This window comes from Pseudomonas orientalis (assembly GCF_022807995.1).
Classification (GTDB): domain Bacteria; phylum Pseudomonadota; class Gammaproteobacteria; order Pseudomonadales; family Pseudomonadaceae; genus Aquipseudomonas; species Aquipseudomonas orientalis_B.
This window is the reverse complement of sequence record NZ_CP094351.1, coordinates 4,412,021-4,428,848: the sequence shown is the minus strand read 5'-3', so window position 1 is coordinate 4,428,848 and position 16,828 is coordinate 4,412,021. Positions and strand designations below refer to the sequence as shown.

The 16,828-nt window shown below is 58.9% G+C and carries 17 protein-coding genes; 10 read left to right on the top strand and 7 right to left on the bottom strand.

Features of this window, described 5'->3' with window-relative positions; translation table 11 throughout:
- Positions 1-42: 42 nt before the first annotated feature.
- On the bottom strand, positions 43-1,470 hold the full coding sequence (argH, locus tag MRY17_RS19660; protein ID WP_243352722.1) for an argininosuccinate lyase: 1,428 nt from the start codon (positions 1,468-1,470) through the stop codon (positions 43-45).
- 193 nt (positions 1,471-1,663) lie between these two features.
- Between argH and MRY17_RS19655 the strand changes: the two genes are divergently transcribed.
- The 3 genes from MRY17_RS19655 to vapC all read left to right on the top strand — a co-directional run bounded on the left by MRY17_RS19655 (position 1,664) and on the right by vapC (position 3,571).
- Positions 1,664-2,623, top strand: coding sequence for a LysR family transcriptional regulator (locus MRY17_RS19655; RefSeq protein WP_181284762.1), 960 nt, complete (start codon positions 1,664-1,666; stop codon positions 2,621-2,623).
- 319 nt (positions 2,624-2,942) lie between these two features.
- Positions 2,943-3,173 carry a type II toxin-antitoxin system VapB family antitoxin gene (gene vapB, locus MRY17_RS19650; RefSeq protein WP_034135537.1) on the top strand — a complete coding sequence of 77 codons (231 nt, stop codon included), beginning with the start codon at positions 2,943-2,945 and terminating at the stop codon, positions 3,171-3,173.
- On the top strand, positions 3,173-3,571 hold the full coding sequence (gene vapC, locus MRY17_RS19645; protein ID WP_181284763.1) for a type II toxin-antitoxin system tRNA(fMet)-specific endonuclease VapC: 399 nt from the start codon (positions 3,173-3,175) through the stop codon (positions 3,569-3,571). The genes vapB and vapC overlap by 1 nt, the downstream gene beginning before the upstream one ends.
- Before the next feature lie 136 nt (positions 3,572-3,707).
- Here vapC and MRY17_RS19640 read toward each other — a convergent pair whose 3' ends face one another.
- From MRY17_RS19640 to MRY17_RS19615, 5 genes are all read right to left on the bottom strand, one after another.
- Positions 3,708-4,355 (bottom strand): HAD-IB family hydrolase, encoded by a 648-nt coding sequence (locus MRY17_RS19640; protein WP_124360550.1) that lies wholly within the window; start codon positions 4,353-4,355, stop codon positions 3,708-3,710.
- Positions 4,356-4,427: 72 nt separating this feature from the next.
- Entirely contained in the window at positions 4,428-5,141 is a 714-nt protein-coding gene (locus MRY17_RS19635) for an HNH endonuclease (RefSeq protein ID WP_243352721.1), read from the bottom strand.
- Between the two features lie 99 nt (positions 5,142-5,240).
- Positions 5,241-5,819 carry a BRO-N domain-containing protein gene (locus MRY17_RS19630; protein WP_181284765.1) on the bottom strand — a complete coding sequence of 193 codons (579 nt, stop codon included), beginning with the start codon at positions 5,817-5,819 and terminating at the stop codon, positions 5,241-5,243.
- Between the two features lie 315 nt (positions 5,820-6,134).
- The gene (locus MRY17_RS19625; RefSeq protein ID WP_243352720.1) at positions 6,135-7,385 is read right to left on the bottom strand and encodes a ribonucleotide-diphosphate reductase subunit beta; all 1,251 of its coding nucleotides are present in this window, start codon (positions 7,383-7,385) and stop codon (positions 6,135-6,137) included.
- A gap of 765 nt (positions 7,386-8,150) precedes the next feature.
- Positions 8,151-8,420: a DUF2790 domain-containing protein gene (locus tag MRY17_RS19615; protein WP_124433734.1), complete on the bottom strand. Its 270-nt coding sequence runs from the start codon at positions 8,418-8,420 to the stop codon at positions 8,151-8,153.
- Between the two features lie 400 nt (positions 8,421-8,820).
- Here MRY17_RS19615 and acs point away from each other — a divergent pair, with 400 nt between their 5' ends.
- Positions 8,821-10,776: an acetate--CoA ligase gene (acs, locus tag MRY17_RS19610; RefSeq protein ID WP_181285014.1), complete on the top strand. Its 1,956-nt coding sequence runs from the start codon at positions 8,821-8,823 to the stop codon at positions 10,774-10,776.
- 375 nt (positions 10,777-11,151) lie between these two features.
- Here the strand turns inward: acs and MRY17_RS19605 are convergent, their stop codons facing one another.
- On the bottom strand, positions 11,152-11,430 hold the full coding sequence (locus tag MRY17_RS19605; protein ID WP_124359508.1) for a hypothetical protein: 279 nt from the start codon (positions 11,428-11,430) through the stop codon (positions 11,152-11,154).
- 42 nt (positions 11,431-11,472) lie between these two features.
- Here MRY17_RS19605 and MRY17_RS19600 point away from each other — a divergent pair, with 42 nt between their 5' ends.
- The 6 genes from MRY17_RS19600 to argR all read left to right on the top strand — a co-directional run bounded on the left by MRY17_RS19600 (position 11,473) and on the right by argR (position 16,828).
- Entirely contained in the window at positions 11,473-12,258 is a 786-nt protein-coding gene (locus tag MRY17_RS19600; protein WP_124359507.1) for an ABC transporter substrate-binding protein, read from the top strand.
- A gap of 92 nt (positions 12,259-12,350) precedes the next feature.
- Positions 12,351-13,040: an ABC transporter permease gene (locus tag MRY17_RS19595; RefSeq protein ID WP_057723729.1), complete on the top strand. Its 690-nt coding sequence runs from the start codon at positions 12,351-12,353 to the stop codon at positions 13,038-13,040.
- On the top strand, positions 13,037-13,735 hold the full coding sequence (locus tag MRY17_RS19590) for an ABC transporter permease (protein ID WP_181285017.1): 699 nt from the start codon (positions 13,037-13,039) through the stop codon (positions 13,733-13,735). The genes MRY17_RS19595 and MRY17_RS19590 overlap by 4 nt, the downstream gene beginning before the upstream one ends.
- 1 nt (position 13,736) lies before the next feature.
- Positions 13,737-14,849 (top strand): succinylglutamate desuccinylase/aspartoacylase family protein, encoded by a 1,113-nt coding sequence (locus MRY17_RS19585; protein WP_181285018.1) that lies wholly within the window; start codon positions 13,737-13,739, stop codon positions 14,847-14,849.
- A 27-nt stretch (positions 14,850-14,876) separates the two neighbouring features.
- Positions 14,877-15,641, top strand: coding sequence for an ABC transporter ATP-binding protein (locus MRY17_RS19580; protein WP_010208310.1), 765 nt, complete (start codon positions 14,877-14,879; stop codon positions 15,639-15,641).
- Between the two features lie 206 nt (positions 15,642-15,847).
- Complete coding sequence (argR, locus tag MRY17_RS19575) at positions 15,848-16,828, top strand: transcriptional regulator ArgR (protein ID WP_181285020.1); 981 nt, start codon at positions 15,848-15,850, stop codon at positions 16,826-16,828.

The window sequence follows — 16,828 nt, the reverse complement described above, 5'->3', positions numbered from 1 at the left end:
GCCTGCGAAGAGGCCGGCCCAGACGCCAAAAAGTCCACAGACTCAAATCCGAAACCCCTGATATCCCTCAGCCCACTTGTGCTGCTCAGCCAACGCCACCTTCAACCGCCCAATCTGCTCCCGAACCCGCTCCGGCGCGGTCCCGCCCCACCCGCTGCGCGCCGCAATCGCCGCCTCCAGGGTCAAGCAATCGCGCACCTCAGGTGTGAGTCGCGCATCCAACTGCGCCAACATCGCCGGCGAGGCTTCCCACAACTCAATCTCATGCTTCTCACAGGCCTGAACCAACGCGCCGGTAATCTCATGCGCTTCTTTAAACGGCACGCCCCGGGTGGCCAGCCAATCCGCCACCTCAGTCGCCAAGGTAAAACCCATCGGCGCCTGCCGCCGCAGCTCGTCGACCTGCACCTTCATGGTCGCGACCATCCCGGCCATCGCCGGCAACACCAGCAGCAAGGTGTCCACACTGTCCAGCACGCTGTGCTTGTCTTCACTCAAATCGCGGTTGTAAGAAAGCGGCAACGACTTGAGCGTCGACATCAGCCCGGTCAAGTTGCCAATCAAACGCCCGGCCTTGCCCCGCGCCAGTTCGGCAATGTCCGGGTTCTTCTTCTGCGGCATGATCGAACTGCCCGTGGCGTAGGCATCGTCCAGCACCACCCAACGAAACTGGCGCGACGACCACAGGCAAAACTCCTCCGACAGCCGCGAAATATTCACCCCGAGCATGCCCGCCACAAACAGAAACTCCGCCACATGGTCGCGGCTGGCCACAGCGTCAATGGAGTTTTCGCACGGTCCGGTGTAACCCATTTCCTTGGCCGAATGTTCCGGCTGGCGTGCAATCGCCGAGCCCGCCATCGCCGCCGCGCCCAGGGGCGACAACGCTGCACGCGCATCCCAATCCACCAGGCGCTGCACATCGCGCAGCATCGACTGCGCATGGGCGAGCAAGTGGTGGGCGAACACAATCGGCTGCGCCTGCTGCAGATGGGTGAAGCCCGGGCAGATGCTCTCGACATGCTGCTCGGCCTGCTCGACCAATGCCTGCTGCAAACCCAGCACCTCGGTGGCGATGGTGCGCGCATGGTCACGCAGGAACAGGCGCAGGTCGTTGGCCGTCTGGTCATTGCGCGAACGCCCGGCGCGCAGCTTGCCGCCCAGGGCGCCGAGGCGCTCGGTCAATACGCGTTCGATAAAGGTGTGTACGTCTTCGTCATCCAGGGTCGGATGCAGGCGGCCGGCGGCGAAGTCATCGCCGATACGGTCCAGGGCTTCCAGCGTGCGCAGGGTCTCCGACTCATCCAGCAGCCCGGCGCGCTGCAACTCACGGGCATGGGCACGGGAGCCGGCGAGGTCATAAGGCGTGAGGCGAAAGTAGCGCTCAGGGCAGCGCGACAACGCGGCCAATGCCGCAGACGGACCGGTCTTGAAACGAGCGCCCCAAAGGCGGTCGGTGGGCTGGGACATGGGTATTCCTCACGCTTGTTTTTAGAAGAGTCGGAGGCAGTAACAAGAAAATTTCAACGCGTTGGAACCGGCGTCTGACGCGCCGTATTCAAGGTTGCCAAGGGCGGATGTTTATGTTCATTATCGCCGCCTGGCTATGTTCAAGGATTGGGTTCAAGCCTGTTGAATATGGCACTCGAGGTCAACGCGCATTATGGAAACCCCACTTTCCACTTCTGGAAACCTGCCCCCCAAACCCGGCACACGACCACCACTGCAACTGAGCGGGCTGGACTTCAAGTTGCTGCGAGTATTCATGGCCGTGGTCGAGGCCGGCGGTTTCAGTGCAGCGCAAAACGAGCTGAACGTGGGCCTGGCGGCCATCAGCAAACAGATCTCCGACCTCGAGATTCGCATCGGCATGCGCCTGTGCACACGGGGCCGGGAAGGCTTCGGGCTGACCGAAGAAGGCAAGTTGGTGTATCAAGCGTCCATTGAGTTATTTACCTCAGTGGACAGTTTTCGCGACAAGCTTAGTTCAGCGCAAAACGAGCTTATTGGCGACCTTAGTGTGGGCGTTATTGATAACACCGTCTCCGACATTAACTCGCCGCTTATTGCCGCCTTGCGCACCTTGCACAGCAAATCGCCAAAGATCAGATTGCGCCTGCACGCCTCGCAACTGGATGAAGTTGAGCGCGGCGTCGTGGAAGGGCGCCTGGTCGCCGGCATCGTCCCGGTGTACCAACGTCGCGAAGAATTCGACTACTTCCCGCTCTACGAAGAAAAGGCCCACGCCTACTGCGCCGTAGGACATCCGCTGTTCACCGCAAGCGACATCCCGCCCGAGGTACTGCGCCACTACGAAGTGGTCAACCACCGCTACGCCATCCACCGCGACAAGCCCAACTTCGTCAACCACGATAGCCAGTCCGCCTCGGCTTCCCAAGTGGAAGCCGTCGCCATCCTGATCCTCACTGGCCGCTTCCTGGGTTTCCTGCCGGAACACTACGCCGCGCCGTTGGTAAGGGAAGGGCGCCTGCGCGCCCTGTGCCCGGAGTTGGTCCACCTGAGCACCGCGTTCAACCTGATCCTGCGCCACAACGCCCCGAGAAGCCCGATGGTCAAAGCCTTCGCCACGGCGCTGGGCGTGGACCTGAAGACGCCGCTCTAAGCCCCGCCAAAGATCAAATGTGGGAGGTGTCGAGCTTCAGCGAGGCTCCGATGGGATCGACTCGGTTGCCCGCCGATCTATAAACCCGTATCGCTAGCGTTTTCGAAGCGAGAAGTGGATTTATTAACAAATTTGAGCACTCATTACTATTTTCGCGACCGCAGCGGATGATAGGTCTGTTTCACGAAGGCCGTGATCGCTTTCATGCTTGGCTTGCCGAAAATCAACGTTCGACCAGTAACGAAATGTATATCCCATTGACATATCCATTTCGTGGTGTAGCGTTGCGTAATCACACGACCACTGGAGGTAGGCCAATATGGACCAAGGTTCTGTATTTCAAAGCAACCGCAGCCAAGCTGTACGTTTGCCAAAGGCTGCTGCGTTGCCGGATGACGTAAAACGTGTAGATGTCGTCTCAATCGGTAGGGCCCGAATCATCACCCCAGCCGGTGAGTCATGGGACAGCTGGTTCGATGGCGAGGGTGTCACGCCGGACTTCATGAACGACCGAGATCAGCCTGCTGACCAAGAGCGGGAATCTTTTTAATGCTCAAGTTCATGCTCGATACCAACATCTGTATCTTCACAATCAAAAACAGACCCCAGCAGGTGCGCGAAACCTTCAGAAAGCACTATGGCCAACTAGCTATCAGTACAGTGACCCTGATGGAGCTGATTTACGGCGCGGAAAAATCACCTAACCCAGAGCGAAACTTGGCTGATGTCGAAGGCTTTGCAGCACGTCTGGAAGTTTTGAAATACGACCAGGATGCCGCTATGCACACTGGCCAACTTCGCGCTGAGCTAGCGAGAGCTGGTACTCCGATAGGCTCGTATGACCAGATGATCGCTGGGCATGCCCGTTCGCAGGGCCTGATTATGGTCACTAACAACCGGCGCGAGTTCGACCGCGTGCCAGGTTTGCGGGTAGAAGATTGGGTGTAAGCGGCGTGCTAAAACGCCTTACCGAATACGGTTTACGCACCACGCCGATCCAAATGTGGGAGCTCTCGAGCCCCAGCAAGGCAGCGATGCAGCGATCGGATCGACTCGGTGTTCCAGCCGATCCCAATGCCCCGCATCACCGCTGCAACCGAGCCCGCCTTTTCTTCTTCGCATGAAAATGCCGAAAGTGCGCATCCTGCGCCGCCGCCAGCAACTCCCGATCCCCACGCGTATCGCCCCAGGCCCTGAGCCGATACTCCCCCAGGTCCCCATACACCGCCTCAAGCCGCAGCACCTTGTTCTCACAACGGCAATTATTCCCCGTGAGCTTACCGGTCAGCACCCCGTCCACCACTTCAAGCTCAGTCCCGATCAAGCGGATCCCCAACCGATCGGCAAACGGCTGCAACACCAGCGCCGGCGACGCCGAACACAGCGTCACCACCGCGCCCGAGCCCAACTCCTGCTCCACCGACAACACCCCCGCCGGGCGCATCAACCGCGCCCAATTGCGCTGGCAATACTCCTCGGCCTTCTGCTGCACCCACGCCTTCTCCACCCCGGTCATAAAGGTACGGATCAACTGCGCCTTCAACTCATCCCGGCTGATCTGCCGCACCAAAAAGCGCAGTCCCGGCACGGCCAGCTTCACCATCCGGCCGTAAAACGCGCCTGTGCCAAAGGCAAACTTGAGGAAGGGCACGAAACTGTCGTGGTGGGTCAGGGTGCCGTCGAAGTCAAAGACGGAAAGTACTTTGGCGTCAACGGGGCCGGCTTCGAGCATGTCTGGGTTCACGGGTTGGCCTCGGTCCTATCTAGTATTTTTTGAATATGCATCAGGTGTGACAGCGGGAGTCTACTCCCGTGCCAATCTTCCGATTTTGGCGTAAAGCCCTTCGGTGAAAGCCTCCCGATCACTCGACCGGTGACAACGCTGATGGCAATTGGGGCACAAGGCTACAGCATTGGTGATGCGATCCGAACCCTTCTGGGCCAGGTGCTTGACGTGATGTACTTCAAGAAATGGCAAACCGTCGACCTCGAAAGGCGCGTTTGAACCGCAGCCTTCACAGATGCCGTTGGCTTCTTTCAAAACCCAAGCGCGTACTTTTGGGTCGCGGACGAAGGCCGTACTGAACGTGGATACTTTCTGCGGTTGGGCGATGCCGTCCGGTAGTTTTGGGAAGGCTTGCTGCTGGAGTTTGCAGGCGCGGCGGATGAGCGTTTGCTCATCGGCGGTTTGGGCGGCGTCTTCGGATTCGAATACGCCTTGTGCGGCGAGCGCTTGACGGATCCGTTTTTCTACGCCGGAGCCCACGTTCTTGGCGGGCTTATAGCCCTCGATGCGGTCCCAGCCCATACGGACCAGCACGGTGGAAATATTTTGCATGCGGAATTCAATGGAGCCCTTCGCACGGCCCGCCACCGGGCCTTCACGCAGAAGTCGGTTTTCGAGGGCTTTGTTGAAAGGTTGGCCACTCTTTTCCCAGGCCAGCATCTTTAGGTAAGCCTCGACCGCCGCTGCCAGTTCCGCGTCGCTCCAGTCCGTTTTGTCTTTCGTAATGTCCATGCAGCCGCCGAGGGTGGAAAACCCTTGGACGATACTGAGTGGTCGTTAGTGCGTCTACGAAATTTCCTACAAGCTGGTCGGAATTGGCGGTTGCCATTGTCAGTAAGTTCGCTGCTTCATTCGGAACGGTTGTATGAGCTTGCGCCACCATGGCACCTTTGCTGAATCTCCCCGGTAGGTTCTATTCACCAGCAAATACGGCATGTCTCGAAGACGTATCCAGCCCTCATCCTGCCAATGCAGCAGGTTCAATGACATCTCTGGCCAATCCAACATGCTCAATAGTGGTCGTTCCATCGTTCGGGCCTGACGATCGTCCCGCAACGTCGGAACGACTTCGTGAGTCAGCCAGCTACGTAATAGGCGGTTTCCGGGTACGTAGTGATAGATCAGCAACGCATAGGCGCCTGATTCACTGATCATCAACATTTCTTCCGGTTGACCGTGGAACAGCAGTTTTACGGTTCTCTTTTGATCTTCATCGAGCTTGCGAGTCGTTCGTTCATCCAAATGCCATCCCATTAAGCGCCCAAGATCGCGAGCGCAGAACCAGGGTTGGTTTTCCAGAAGAAGAGTATGTAAAGGAAGACTGTGACGGTTGAAGACAACGGCGATCAACGGTTCAGATGACGCTAATTCTTTAGTCGACGGCGAGTTGAATAAATGTTGGTTGGGCATTCCCTATGACCTCTACGTGATTTTCTAAAGGGCCACGACCCAACGTAGAGAATGTGGTTCTAAGAAACTCCAACCGACAAAGCCACATTACAGCGTCAATTCCGCATGACTGAGGTCAAGCAGATTTTAACTGTGTGATTGCGGCTTGCTTCTACGTTGGGCGTTTCTTAGGCACCGGCGGATGAGCCTAGGTGACATCGATATTCGTATCAACCGTTCCAAGGGTGGTCTCCTTGTAGGAAGGGTCCTGTTCATCCAGCGAGCATAAAAAAGCCCTGAGCAGTCAGGGCTTTTTAATGTTACTTGGCTTAAGAGTTAATCCCAGCTCAGCGCACCGCCGGTCTGGTACTCGATTACACGGGTTTCGAAGAAGTTCTTCTCTTTCTTCAAATCCATGATCTCGCTCATCCAAGGGAACGGGTTGGTCGTCCCTGGATACTCTTCCTTCAACCCAATCTGCGACAGACGACGGTTAGCAATAAACTTCAGATAATCCTCCATCATCGCCGCATTCATCCCCAGCACCCCACGCGGCATGGTATCCCGCGCATATTCAATCTCCAGTTGCGTCCCCTGCAAAATCATCTGGGTCGCTTCTTCCTTCATCTCGGCATCCCACAAATGCGGGTTTTCGATTTTGATCTGGTTGATCACATCGATCCCGAAGTTCAGGTGCATCGACTCATCGCGCAGGATGTACTGGAACTGCTCGGCCACGCCGGTCATTTTGTTGCGGCGGCCCATGGACAAAATCTGGGTGAAGCCGCAGTAGAAGAAGATGCCTTCCAGCACGCAGTAGTAGGCGACCAGGTTGCGCAGCAACTCTTTGTCGGTGTCGACGGTGCCGGTTTCGAACTTCGGATCGGAGATCGAGCGGGTGTACTTCAGGCCCCAGGCGGCTTTTTTAGCCACCGATGGAATCTCGTGGTACATGTTGAAGATCTCGCCTTCATCCATGGCCAACGATTCGATGCAGTACTGGTAGGCGTGGGTGTGGATCGCTTCTTCGAAGGCCTGGCGCAGGATGTACTGGCGGCACTCGGGGTTGGTGATCAGGCGGTACACGGCCAGCACCAGGTTGTTGGCGACCAGGGAATCGGCGGTGGAGAAGAAGCCGAGGTTGCGCATGACGATGCGGCGTTCGTCGTCGGTCAGGCCTTCTGGGTTTTTCCACAGGGCGATGTCGGCGGTCATGTTGACCTCTTGCGGCATCCAGTGGTTGGCGCAGCCGTCGAGGTATTTCTGCCAGGCCCAGTCGTATTTGAAAGGCACGAGTTGGTTGAGGTCGGCGCGGCAGTTGATCATGCGCTTTTCGTCGACGGCGACGCGGGCGGAGGCGCCTTCGAGTTCGGCGAGGCCTTCGGCGACGTCGAGTTTGTCCAGCTCGGCCTTGGCGCGCGCGATGGCGGCGGAGTCATTGGCGGTGACGGCGCGGGCTTCGATGGCGGCGGCGGCGCCGGCACCGTCGAGGCGGTCCATGTTGGCTTCGGTGGCGTGGCCGGCGTTGGCGCCTTTAGCGGCTACTTCGCCTTCTTCTTCTTTGTCGAATTCGTCCCAGCTCAGCATGACGTGTCGTCTCCTGCGTGAGGGCTCAAGGTACCCGTGTGAAACCGGATGGTTGGGTGTTCACACGGCCCCAGGGCCGCGGTGGATCTTAAGGAATCGTTTGTTGCAGCAGCTCGCGCAGGCAAATAAACGTAATGGGGTAACGGGTACTGCATGAGGCTTGAGGGGCGGAGCGGGTGGTGCAGGCTCCGGCGGTGGCCTCAGGTCTGGCTCTTCGTCCCTGTGTAAAGGGATATTGCAGGCCCGATTTACTCGCGCATTATAGGGAAAAAATTGGGTTTGTGTTGGGGCGGATTGTCTCGGTTGGCGGACAAAAAGGTGGGTATTTGAGCCAGAGTGAGGGATTACGGGGGGTTGGTGGGTAGGAAGTTTTTGACGGGAGGTGTCGGTATTTTACCGAGGAGGGAAGAGGAGATCAGGTTGTGGGCATTTGCCAGCGGAGATGGCTTACGACGGGGTGGATGAGCTGGAAATTCTCAGGGAGAGGGACACAATTATTCTGAGGCCAGTCAGGCCCAGTTGGTTGTCGCTGGTCGATTTGCCTAAAGTGGATGAGGTTTTTTTGCAAGAAAGGAAAGATGTCATTGAGCGTGTGAAGCCCAATTCTGGCGCTTAGAGCGGATTGCAGTGGTGCAGCATCTATCGTCTTCGCGGGCAAGCCCGCTCCCACATTTGATTTGTGGTGCATTCGAGGTGGGTTCTTGGCCGCAAGAACGATTTCCTGCGGCGACCAAGATCCGGGTTAAAGCTAAATAACGAAGTTTATTACCCGTTCGAGCAACCATTGCCCATCACATGATAATTAAGAATATGGCGCTGACCTTGCGAGTCTTCATATTCCATCTTCACCGGTACAACTTCACACACTTGCGGAATATCGCTCATGGACAGTACTTTGGCGACGTCCAGGTGAGTGCTGTAGGTGTAGTCCTCAACAATCGGCGCATTCGCGCCAGCCAGCTCGGTCGGGGCCTCGTCGGCCAGGGCGGCGGTGGCGCACAGGCTGCTGAGGGCCAAAACTACTAAAGCTTTCATTTCTCTATTTACCTTCTTCAGGGCGAAAGGGGTCACGGGGCCCTTGTGAGGCCACGTGTGTAACTTGAGAGTTGGGAAGTTCGGATTAACGTTGCCTTCGTGGGGGCTGTTACGGTGTTAATCGCAGTGCCTTGGTTGGCGGAGTTGATTCTAGGCGCCCGGGTTATATTCATATACCCGTGGTTTTGATAAACACTTTTGACGGTTTTTGTAACAATCCCTCGATGAAGGTTTTTTCAGAAGCGCGCGAAGCGCCACAGGGCGCGGGCCAGAGCGGAAAACCGGCATAGCAGGGCAATGTGCAGGGGCTTGTTACTACCATCGTCGAATGGTTCTATAGACCCACCCCGGCTACAACAGGGGCCATACAACAACAACTATTGTCACCGAGGTAAGAAAGATGAGTGCGGCTTCCCTGTACCCCGTTCGTCCCGAAGTAGCAGCCAATACGCTGACCGACGAGGCGACCTACAAGGCGATGTACCAGCAGTCGGTGGTCAATCCCGATGGTTTCTGGCGCGAGCAAGCCAAGCGTCTCGACTGGATCAAGCCTTTCACCACGGTGAAGCAGACCTCGTTCGACGATCACCATGTCGACATCAAGTGGTTCGCCGATGGCACCTTGAACGTTTCCTACAATTGCCTGGACCGCCACCTCGCCGAGCGCGGCGACCAGATCGCGATCATCTGGGAGGGCGATGACCCTGCCGAGAGCCGTAACATCACCTACCGCGAATTGCATGAACAAGTCTGCAAGTTCGCCAACGCCCTGCGTGGCCAGGATGTGCACCGCGGCGATGTGGTGACTATCTATATGCCGATGATCCCCGAAGCCGTGGTCGCCATGCTGGCCTGTACCCGCATCGGTGCGATTCACTCGGTGGTGTTCGGTGGTTTCTCGCCGGAAGCCCTGGCCGGTCGCATTATCGACTGTAAGTCGAAGGTGGTGATCACCGCTGATGAAGGCATCCGCGCCGGTAAGAAAATTCCGCTGAAAGCTAACGTCGATGACGCGCTGACCAACCCTGAAACCAGCAGCATCCAGAAGGTCATCGTGTGCAAGCGCACCAATGGCCAGATCAAGTGGAACCAGCATCGCGACATCTGGTACGAAGACCTGATGAAAGTGGCGGGCACCGTGTGCGCGCCCAAAGAGATGGGCGCCGAAGAAGCGCTGTTCATCCTCTACACCTCCGGCTCCACCGGCAAGCCCAAGGGCGTGCAGCACACCACCGGCGGCTACCTGCTGTATGCAGCCCTGACCCATGAGCGTGTGTTCGACTACCGCCCGGGTGAAATCTACTGGTGCACCGCCGACGTCGGCTGGGTCACCGGCCACACCTACATCGTCTACGGCCCGCTGGCGAACGGCGCGACCACCGTGCTGTTCGAGGGCGTGCCGAACTACCCGGATATCACGCGGGTGGCGAAGATCGTCGACAAGCACAAGGTCAATGTCCTCTACACCGCGCCGACCGCGATCCGCGCGATGATGGCCTCGGGCACCGCCGCCTGCGAAGGCGCCGACGGCAGCAGCCTGCGCCTTCTGGGGTCGGTGGGCGAGCCGATCAACCCGGAAGCCTGGGACTGGTACTACAAGAACGTCGGCCAATCCCGTTGCCCGATTGTCGACACCTGGTGGCAGACCGAAACCGGCGGCAACATGATGAGCCCGCTGCCGGGCGCCCATGCGCTCAAGCCGGGTTCGGCGGCACGGCCGTTCTTTGGCGTGGTGCCGGCGTTGGTGGACAACCTGGGCAACCTGATCGAAGGCGCGGCCGAAGGCAACCTGGTGATCCTCGATTCGTGGCCGGGCCAGGCGCGTACGCTGTACGGCGACCACGATCGTTTCGTCGACACTTACTTCAAGACCTTCCGTGGCATGTACTTCACCGGTGACGGCGCGCGGCGTGACGAGGACGGTTACTACTGGATCACCGGGCGCGTGGATGACGTGCTCAACGTGTCCGGCCACCGCATGGGCACCGCCGAGATCGAAAGCGCCATGGTCGCCCACCCCAAAGTCGCGGAAGCGGCGGTGGTGGGGGTGCCGCACGACATCAAGGGGCAGGGCATTTATGTCTACGTCACCTTGATCGGTGGCGAAGAGCCCAGCGAGCAGCTGCGCCTGGAGTTGAAAAACTGGGTGCGCAAGGAGATCGGGCCGATTGCTTCACCGGATGTGATCCAGTGGGCGCCGGGCTTGCCGAAGACGCGTTCGGGGAAAATCATGCGGCGGATTCTGCGCAAGATTGCCACGGCCGAGTATGACGGGCTGGGGGATATCTCCACCCTGGCCGACCCGGGGGTGGTGGCGCAGTTGATTGAGACGCACAAGACCATGAACGTCGCTTAAGGCGGGGTAGGTGGGACAGAGCCCCATTTGGTGAGAGCCGGGTGGGGTTTTTTTATGGGATCTTGCACACAGTGAAGGTCCCTTGTGGGAGGGGGCTTGCCCCCGATGGCAGTGGGTCAGTGGAACATGTATCAGATGACACACCGCTATCGGGGGCAAGCCCCCCTCCCACATTTGGATTGCATTTCAAGGCGTTTGCAGAGGGTGGTCTGGCAGACATGCATAACCAACAAGCCAATAAATATCGGTTTGCGCAGTAGGACGTTTCTGAATGTTACCGGTTAACGCAAATGTGTAACCCCGGGCCCATACATGAGGCAAACGGCTACGCCCCCGCCCCGAAAACCCGCATTTCAGACACCCCCAGAAATAAGATTAAACGCCACACTTGCCGTCCCAGAAGGGTTTGCGAATAATAGGCCCGCAATTTGCAGCATCAGCTGGTTTAATATCTTTTGTCTCTGCATAAAATTCAGAGGCTGTCAATGTGCTGGAACCGCTTTCTCGGTGCTTCTGTAAATTGTTGTCGCATTGAGGAAATATCGGCTTCCAGCCTGTCGTTAGAATGCCGATCACTCGCTCGTCGTCGCTGGCACTCACTGGCGCAGGACGCTGCAACGCTTTCGGTTTCACCTTCGCCGCATCGTGGGCCATGGCTCATACTGCTGTTTTGCCCTATACCGATGGAGTCCCAAGATGAAGAAACTCGTGCTGTTGGGCGCCCTGGCGCTGTCCGTGCTGTCCATGCAGGCTTTCGCCGAAGGCAAGCCTCTGAAAATTGGTATCGAAGCGGCTTACCCTCCGTTTGCCTCGAAGGCGCCGGATGGCAGCATCGTCGGTTTTGACTACGACATCGGCAACGCCCTGTGCAAGCAGATGGATGTGAAGTGCACCTGGGTCGAGCAGGAGTTCGACGGCCTGATCCCCGCGCTGAAAGTGCGCAAGATCGACGCGATCCTGTCGTCCATGTCCATCACTGAAGACCGCAAGAAGTCCGTCGATTTCACCAACCGCTACTACCTGACGCCGGCGCGCCTGGTGTTGAAGGAAGGCACCACGGTCAGCGACAGCCTGGATGAACTCAAGGGCAAGAAGATCGGTGTGCAGCGCGGTTCGATCCACGATCGTTTCGCCAAGGAAGTGCTGGCTCCCAAAGGCGCCACCGTTGTGCCTTACAGCTCGCAGAACGAAATCTACCTGGACGTGGAAGCCGGTCGCCTCGACGGTACCGTGGCTGACGCTACCCTGCTGCAGGAAGGTTTCCTCGACACGCCAGCCGGCAAAGGCTACGCGTTCACCGGCCCATCGTTCACCGACGTCAAATACTTCGGCGACGGCGTAGGCATCGCGGTACGCAAAGGCGACAAGGAAAACCTGGACCGTATCAACGCTGCCATCACCGCGATCCGTGCCAACGGCGAGTACAAAAAAATCCAGGACAAGTACTTCAACTTCGATATTTACGGGCCTGAAGCCCAGTAAACCGTCGCAGCTGTCTGTCCGAAATGGCGCAAGCAACAGAACACTCTGAAGTTTGCGCCATTTTTTCATCCCCCTTTTCGAGGACCTGAATCATGTTGAAAGGCTACGGGGCCGTTATCCTCGATGGCGCATGGTTGACGCTTCAGCTCGCCTTGTCGTCCATGGCCTTGGCCATCGTTCTGGGTCTGATCGGGGTCGCGTTACGACTGTCGCCGGTGCGTTGGTTGGCCTGGCTGGGTGACCTGTACTCCACGGTGATCCGCGGGATCCCCGACCTGGTGTTGATCCTGCTGATTTTCTACGGCGGTCAGGACCTGCTCAACCGCGTCGCGCCGATGCTCGGCTATGACGACTATATCGACCTGAACCCCCTGGCCGCCGGTATCGGCACCCTGGGTTTCATCTTTGGCGCCTACCTGTCGGAAACCTTCCGCGGCGCCTTCATGGCCATTCCCAAGGGCCAGGCCGAAGCCGGCCTGGCGTATGGCATGAGCGGTTTCCAGGTGTTTTTCCGGGTGATGGTGCCGCAGATGATCCGGCTGGCGATCCCCGGTTTCACCAACAACTGGCTGGTACTGACCAAGGCGACTGCGCTGATTTCGGTGGTGGGCCTGCAAGACATGATGTTCAAGGCCAAGCAGGCGGCCGACGCCACCCGCGAGCCTTTTACCTTCTTCCTCGCAGTGGCGGCGATGTACCTGGTGATCACCAGCGTGTCGTTGCTGGCGCTGCGCTACCTCGAGAAGCGCTACTCGGTAGGCGTAAGGGCGGCTGATCTATGATCTTCGACTACAACGTCATTTGGGAGGCCATGCCGCTGTACCTTGGCGGCCTGCTGACCACCCTCAAACTGCTCGCCATCGCGCTGTTCTTCGGCCTGCTCGCCGCCTTGCCCCTGGGCCTGATGCGCGTGTCCAAGCAGCCGATCGTCAATGGTGCGGCGTGGCTGTACACCTATGTGATTCGCGGCACGCCGATGCTGGTGCAGCTGTTTTTGATCTACTACGGGCTGGCGCAGTTCGAAGCGGTGCGTGAAAGCTTCCTGTGGCCGCTGCTGTCCAGCGCCACCTTCTGCGCGTGCCTGGCCTTTGCGATCAACACCAGCGCTTACACCGCCGAGATCATCGCCGGCAGCCTCAAGGCCACGCCCAATGGCGAGATCGAAGCGGCCAAGGCCATGGGCATGTCGCGCTACAAGCTGTACCGCCGCATTCTGCTGCCGTCGGCCCTGCGCCGCGCGCTGCCGCAGTACAGCAACGAAGTGATCATGATGCTGCAGACCACCAGCCTGGCCTCCATTGTCACCCTGATCGATATCACCGGCGCCGCGCGCACGGTGAACGCCCAGTACTACCTGCCGTTCGAAGCCTATATCACTGCAGGCGTGTTCTACCTGGGCCTGACCTTCATCCTGGTGCGAATGTTCAAGTTGGCCGAGCGCCGCTGGCTGAGCTACCTGGCTCCACGGAAGCATTGATATGGAACGTATCGATCACCTGTTGCCCTGGGGCCACCTGGGCTGTGAACGTCAGATGAGCGTGTTTCGCTTCGGCAGTGGCGAGCGCAAGGCGTATATCCAGGCCAGCCTGCACGCCGATGAATTACCCGGTATGCGCACCGCCTGGGAGCTGAAAAAGCGCCTCACCGAACTCGAAGCTCAAGGCGCGCTCAACGGCGTGATCGAGCTGGTGCCGGTGGCCAACCCGATGGGCCTGGGTCAGTTGCTGCAAGGCAGCCATCAGGGGCGTTTCGAGGTGGGCAGCGGCAAGAATTTCAACCGCGATTTCGTTGAGCTGAGCGAACCGGTCGCTGAGCGGCTGCAAGGCAAGCTGGGCGACGATCCCCATGCCAACGTGCGCATGATCCGCCAGGCGATGAGCGATGCACTCGCTGCGTTGCCCGCGCCGAGCAGCCAGTTGCAAGGCATGCAGCGCATCTTGCTGGGCCACGCTTGCACCGCCGATATCGTCCTGGACCTGCACTGCGACGCCGAAGCCGCGCTGCACATGTACGCATTGCCCCAGCACTGGCCGCAGTGGCGCTCGCTGTCGGCGCATTTGAATGTGAAGGTCGGCCTGCTCGCGGAAGATTCCGGTGGCAGTTCGTTTGATGAAGCCTGTTCGTTGCCGTGGTTGCGTTTGTCGCGCGCGTTCCCCGACGCACAGATTCCGCTGGCCTGTCTGGCGACGACGCTGGAGTTGGGCGGCCAGGCTGACACCGGCCGCGATGAAGCGATCTTTCACGCTGAAGGCATCCTGGCGTTTCTTGCCGAACAAGGCTTGATCACGGGCGAATGGCCCGCACCCCAACACGAGCCCTGTGAAGGCATGCCCTTCGAAGGCACCGAACTGCTGTTCGCGCCCCACGCCGGGGTGATCAGTTACCTGCGTAAGGCCGGCGACCGGGTCGAGAAGGGCGAAGCGATTTTTGAAGTGATTGATCCTCTGGAAGACCGTGTGAGCATTATCTGCGCGGGTACGTCCGGGGTGTTGTTTGCCGTTGAACGGCTACGTTATGCCCAAGCGGGTTTCTGGCTGGCCAAGGTGGCGGGGCGCGAAGCGCTGCGTCACGGGCGCTTGCTCAACGACTGACCACCTGTTTTTGTGAGAACCGACCGCATGTACAAGCTTGAAGTCCAAGACCTGCATAAACGCTATGGCAGTCATGAAGTGCTCAAAGGCGTGTCCCTGGCCGCCGCGGCCGGTGATGTGATCAGCATCATCGGTTCCAGCGGTTCGGGCAAAAGTACCTTTTTGCGCTGCATCAACCTGCTCGAGCAGCCCCACGCCGGCAAAATCCTGCTCAACAACGAAGAGCTGAAACTGGTGGCCAACAAGGACGGCGCCATGAAGGCCGCCGACCCCAAGCAGTTGCAGCGCATGCGTTCGCGCCTGTCCATGGTGTTCCAGCATTTCAACCTGTGGTCGCACATGACCGCGATTGAAAACGTGATGGAAGCGCCGGTGCATGTGCTGGGCGTGTCGAAGAAAGAAGCCCGTGAAAAGGCCGAGCACTACCTGGCCAAGGTCGGCGTAGGCCATCGCAAGGATGCGTTCCCCGGCCACATGTCCGGCGGCGAGCAGCAGCGCGTGGCGATCGCCCGTGCCCTGGCGATGGAGCCGGAGGTGATGCTGTTCGACGAACCGACCTCGGCACTCGACCCGGAACTGGTCGGCGAAGTGCTCAAGGTGATGCAGGACCTGGCCCAGGAAGGCCGCACCATGGTGGTGGTGACCCACGAAATGGGCTTTGCCCGTGAAGTGTCGAACCAGTTGGTGTTCCTGCACAAAGGCATTGTCGAAGAGCGTGGCAATCCTCGCGAAGTGCTGGTTAATCCGCAGTCCGAGCGCCTTCAGCAGTTCCTCTCCGGCAGCTTGAAATAGTCCTTTGCTGTTGGAGCTGCTTTATGTGGGAGGGGACTTGCCCCCGATGACGGTGTGTCGGTCAGTACAGGTGGATCTGATACACCGCTATCGGGGGCAAGCCCCCTCCCACATTTGATCGGCATTGTTTTTGAGATTTGTGTTGGTTTACCGGCTAGCATTGGCCTTTGTCTTCATTACCGTTCTTCGCTTCGGATAGCTCCCACATGACCGCCCACAAAATTGGTTTCCTGATTTGGCCCAGCACAAAAGCACTCACGCTTGCGCTGGCTGAGGAGGCCTTGCGCGTTGCTCAGCGGGTGCATCCGGAGGTGGTCTACGAGTTATCGTTTCTGCTCGCGGAGCCGGCAGGCGAAGGTGCCTGGCAACTGCCGGGCGAACCCTGGGCGGGTAAGCTCGAAGGTTTCCAGAAGCTGTTCCTGTTGGCCGATGAGCCGCCGACCGTTATAGCCTCGCAACTGAGCACCGCGCTCAAGCAACTGGTTCGGGCGGGGTGTGTGATCGGCGGGTTGTCGGCGGGTGTGTACCCGCTGGCCCAGCTCGGCCTGCTCGACGGCTATCGCGCCGCCGTGCACTGGCGCTGGCAGGACGACTTCGCCGAGCGCTTTCCCAAGGTCATCGCCACCAGTCACCTGTTCGACTGGGACCGCGATCGCCTGACCGCCTGTGGTGGCATGTCGGTGCTCGACCTGCTGCTGGCGGTGCTCGCCCGCGACCACGGCGCCGAGCTGGCCGGCGCGGTGTCGGAAGAACTGGTCGTGGAGCGCATCCGCGAAGGTGGCGAGCGCCAGCGCATTCCGCTGCAAAACCGCCTGGGTTCCAGCCATCCTAAGCTGACCCAGGCGGTGCTGCTGATGGAGGCCAATATTGAGGAGCCGCTGACTACCGACGAAATCGCTCAGCACGTGTGCGTGTCGCGACGACAGCTTGAACGGATCTTCAAGCAATACCTCAACCGCGTCCCCAGCCAGTATTACCTGGAACTGCGCCTGAACAAGGCGCGCCAGATGCTTATGCAGACCAGCAAGTCGATCATCCAGATCGGCCTGTCGTGCGGCTTCTCCTCGGGGCCGCACTTCTCCAGCGCCTACCGCAACTTTTTCGGCGCCACCCCGCGTGAAGACCGCAACCAGCGTCGCAGCAGCAGCCCGTTTGAATTGTCGTCGGTACCGTCCGAGCGCGGTTGA

Excerpts from the sequence above, each read along its gene's own strand:
- MRY17_RS19605 (WP_124359508.1), bottom strand. The coding sequence starts at position 11,430 with ATGGCCCACGATGCGGCGAAGGTGAAACCGAAAGCGTTGCAGCGTCCT.
- argH (WP_243352722.1), bottom strand. The coding sequence starts at position 1,470 with ATGTCCCAGCCCACCGACCGCCTTTGGGGCGCTCGTTTCAAGACCGGT.
- MRY17_RS19625 (WP_243352720.1), bottom strand. The coding sequence starts at position 7,385 with ATGCTGAGCTGGGACGAATTCGACAAAGAAGAAGAAGGCGAAGTAGCC.
- MRY17_RS19585 (WP_181285018.1), top strand. The coding sequence starts at position 13,737 with ATGGAACGTATCGATCACCTGTTGCCCTGGGGCCACCTGGGCTGTGAA.
- vapC (WP_181284763.1), top strand. The coding sequence starts at position 3,173 with ATGCTCAAGTTCATGCTCGATACCAACATCTGTATCTTCACAATCAAA.
- MRY17_RS19640 (WP_124360550.1), bottom strand. The coding sequence starts at position 4,355 with ATGCTCGAAGCCGGCCCCGTTGACGCCAAAGTACTTTCCGTCTTTGAC.
- MRY17_RS19600 (WP_124359507.1), top strand. The coding sequence starts at position 11,473 with ATGAAGAAACTCGTGCTGTTGGGCGCCCTGGCGCTGTCCGTGCTGTCC.
- MRY17_RS19595 (WP_057723729.1), top strand. The coding sequence starts at position 12,351 with ATGTTGAAAGGCTACGGGGCCGTTATCCTCGATGGCGCATGGTTGACG.
- vapB (WP_034135537.1), top strand. The coding sequence starts at position 2,943 with ATGGACCAAGGTTCTGTATTTCAAAGCAACCGCAGCCAAGCTGTACGT.
- MRY17_RS19630 (WP_181284765.1), bottom strand. The coding sequence starts at position 5,819 with ATGCCCAACCAACATTTATTCAACTCGCCGTCGACTAAAGAATTAGCG.
- MRY17_RS19580 (WP_010208310.1), top strand. The coding sequence starts at position 14,877 with ATGTACAAGCTTGAAGTCCAAGACCTGCATAAACGCTATGGCAGTCAT.
- argR (WP_181285020.1), top strand. The coding sequence starts at position 15,848 with ATGACCGCCCACAAAATTGGTTTCCTGATTTGGCCCAGCACAAAAGCA.
- acs (WP_181285014.1), top strand. The coding sequence starts at position 8,821 with ATGAGTGCGGCTTCCCTGTACCCCGTTCGTCCCGAAGTAGCAGCCAAT.
- MRY17_RS19615 (WP_124433734.1), bottom strand. The coding sequence starts at position 8,420 with ATGAAAGCTTTAGTAGTTTTGGCCCTCAGCAGCCTGTGCGCCACCGCC.
- MRY17_RS19590 (WP_181285017.1), top strand. The coding sequence starts at position 13,037 with ATGATCTTCGACTACAACGTCATTTGGGAGGCCATGCCGCTGTACCTT.
- MRY17_RS19655 (WP_181284762.1), top strand. The coding sequence starts at position 1,664 with ATGGAAACCCCACTTTCCACTTCTGGAAACCTGCCCCCCAAACCCGGC.
- MRY17_RS19635 (WP_243352721.1), bottom strand. The coding sequence starts at position 5,141 with ATGGACATTACGAAAGACAAAACGGACTGGAGCGACGCGGAACTGGCA.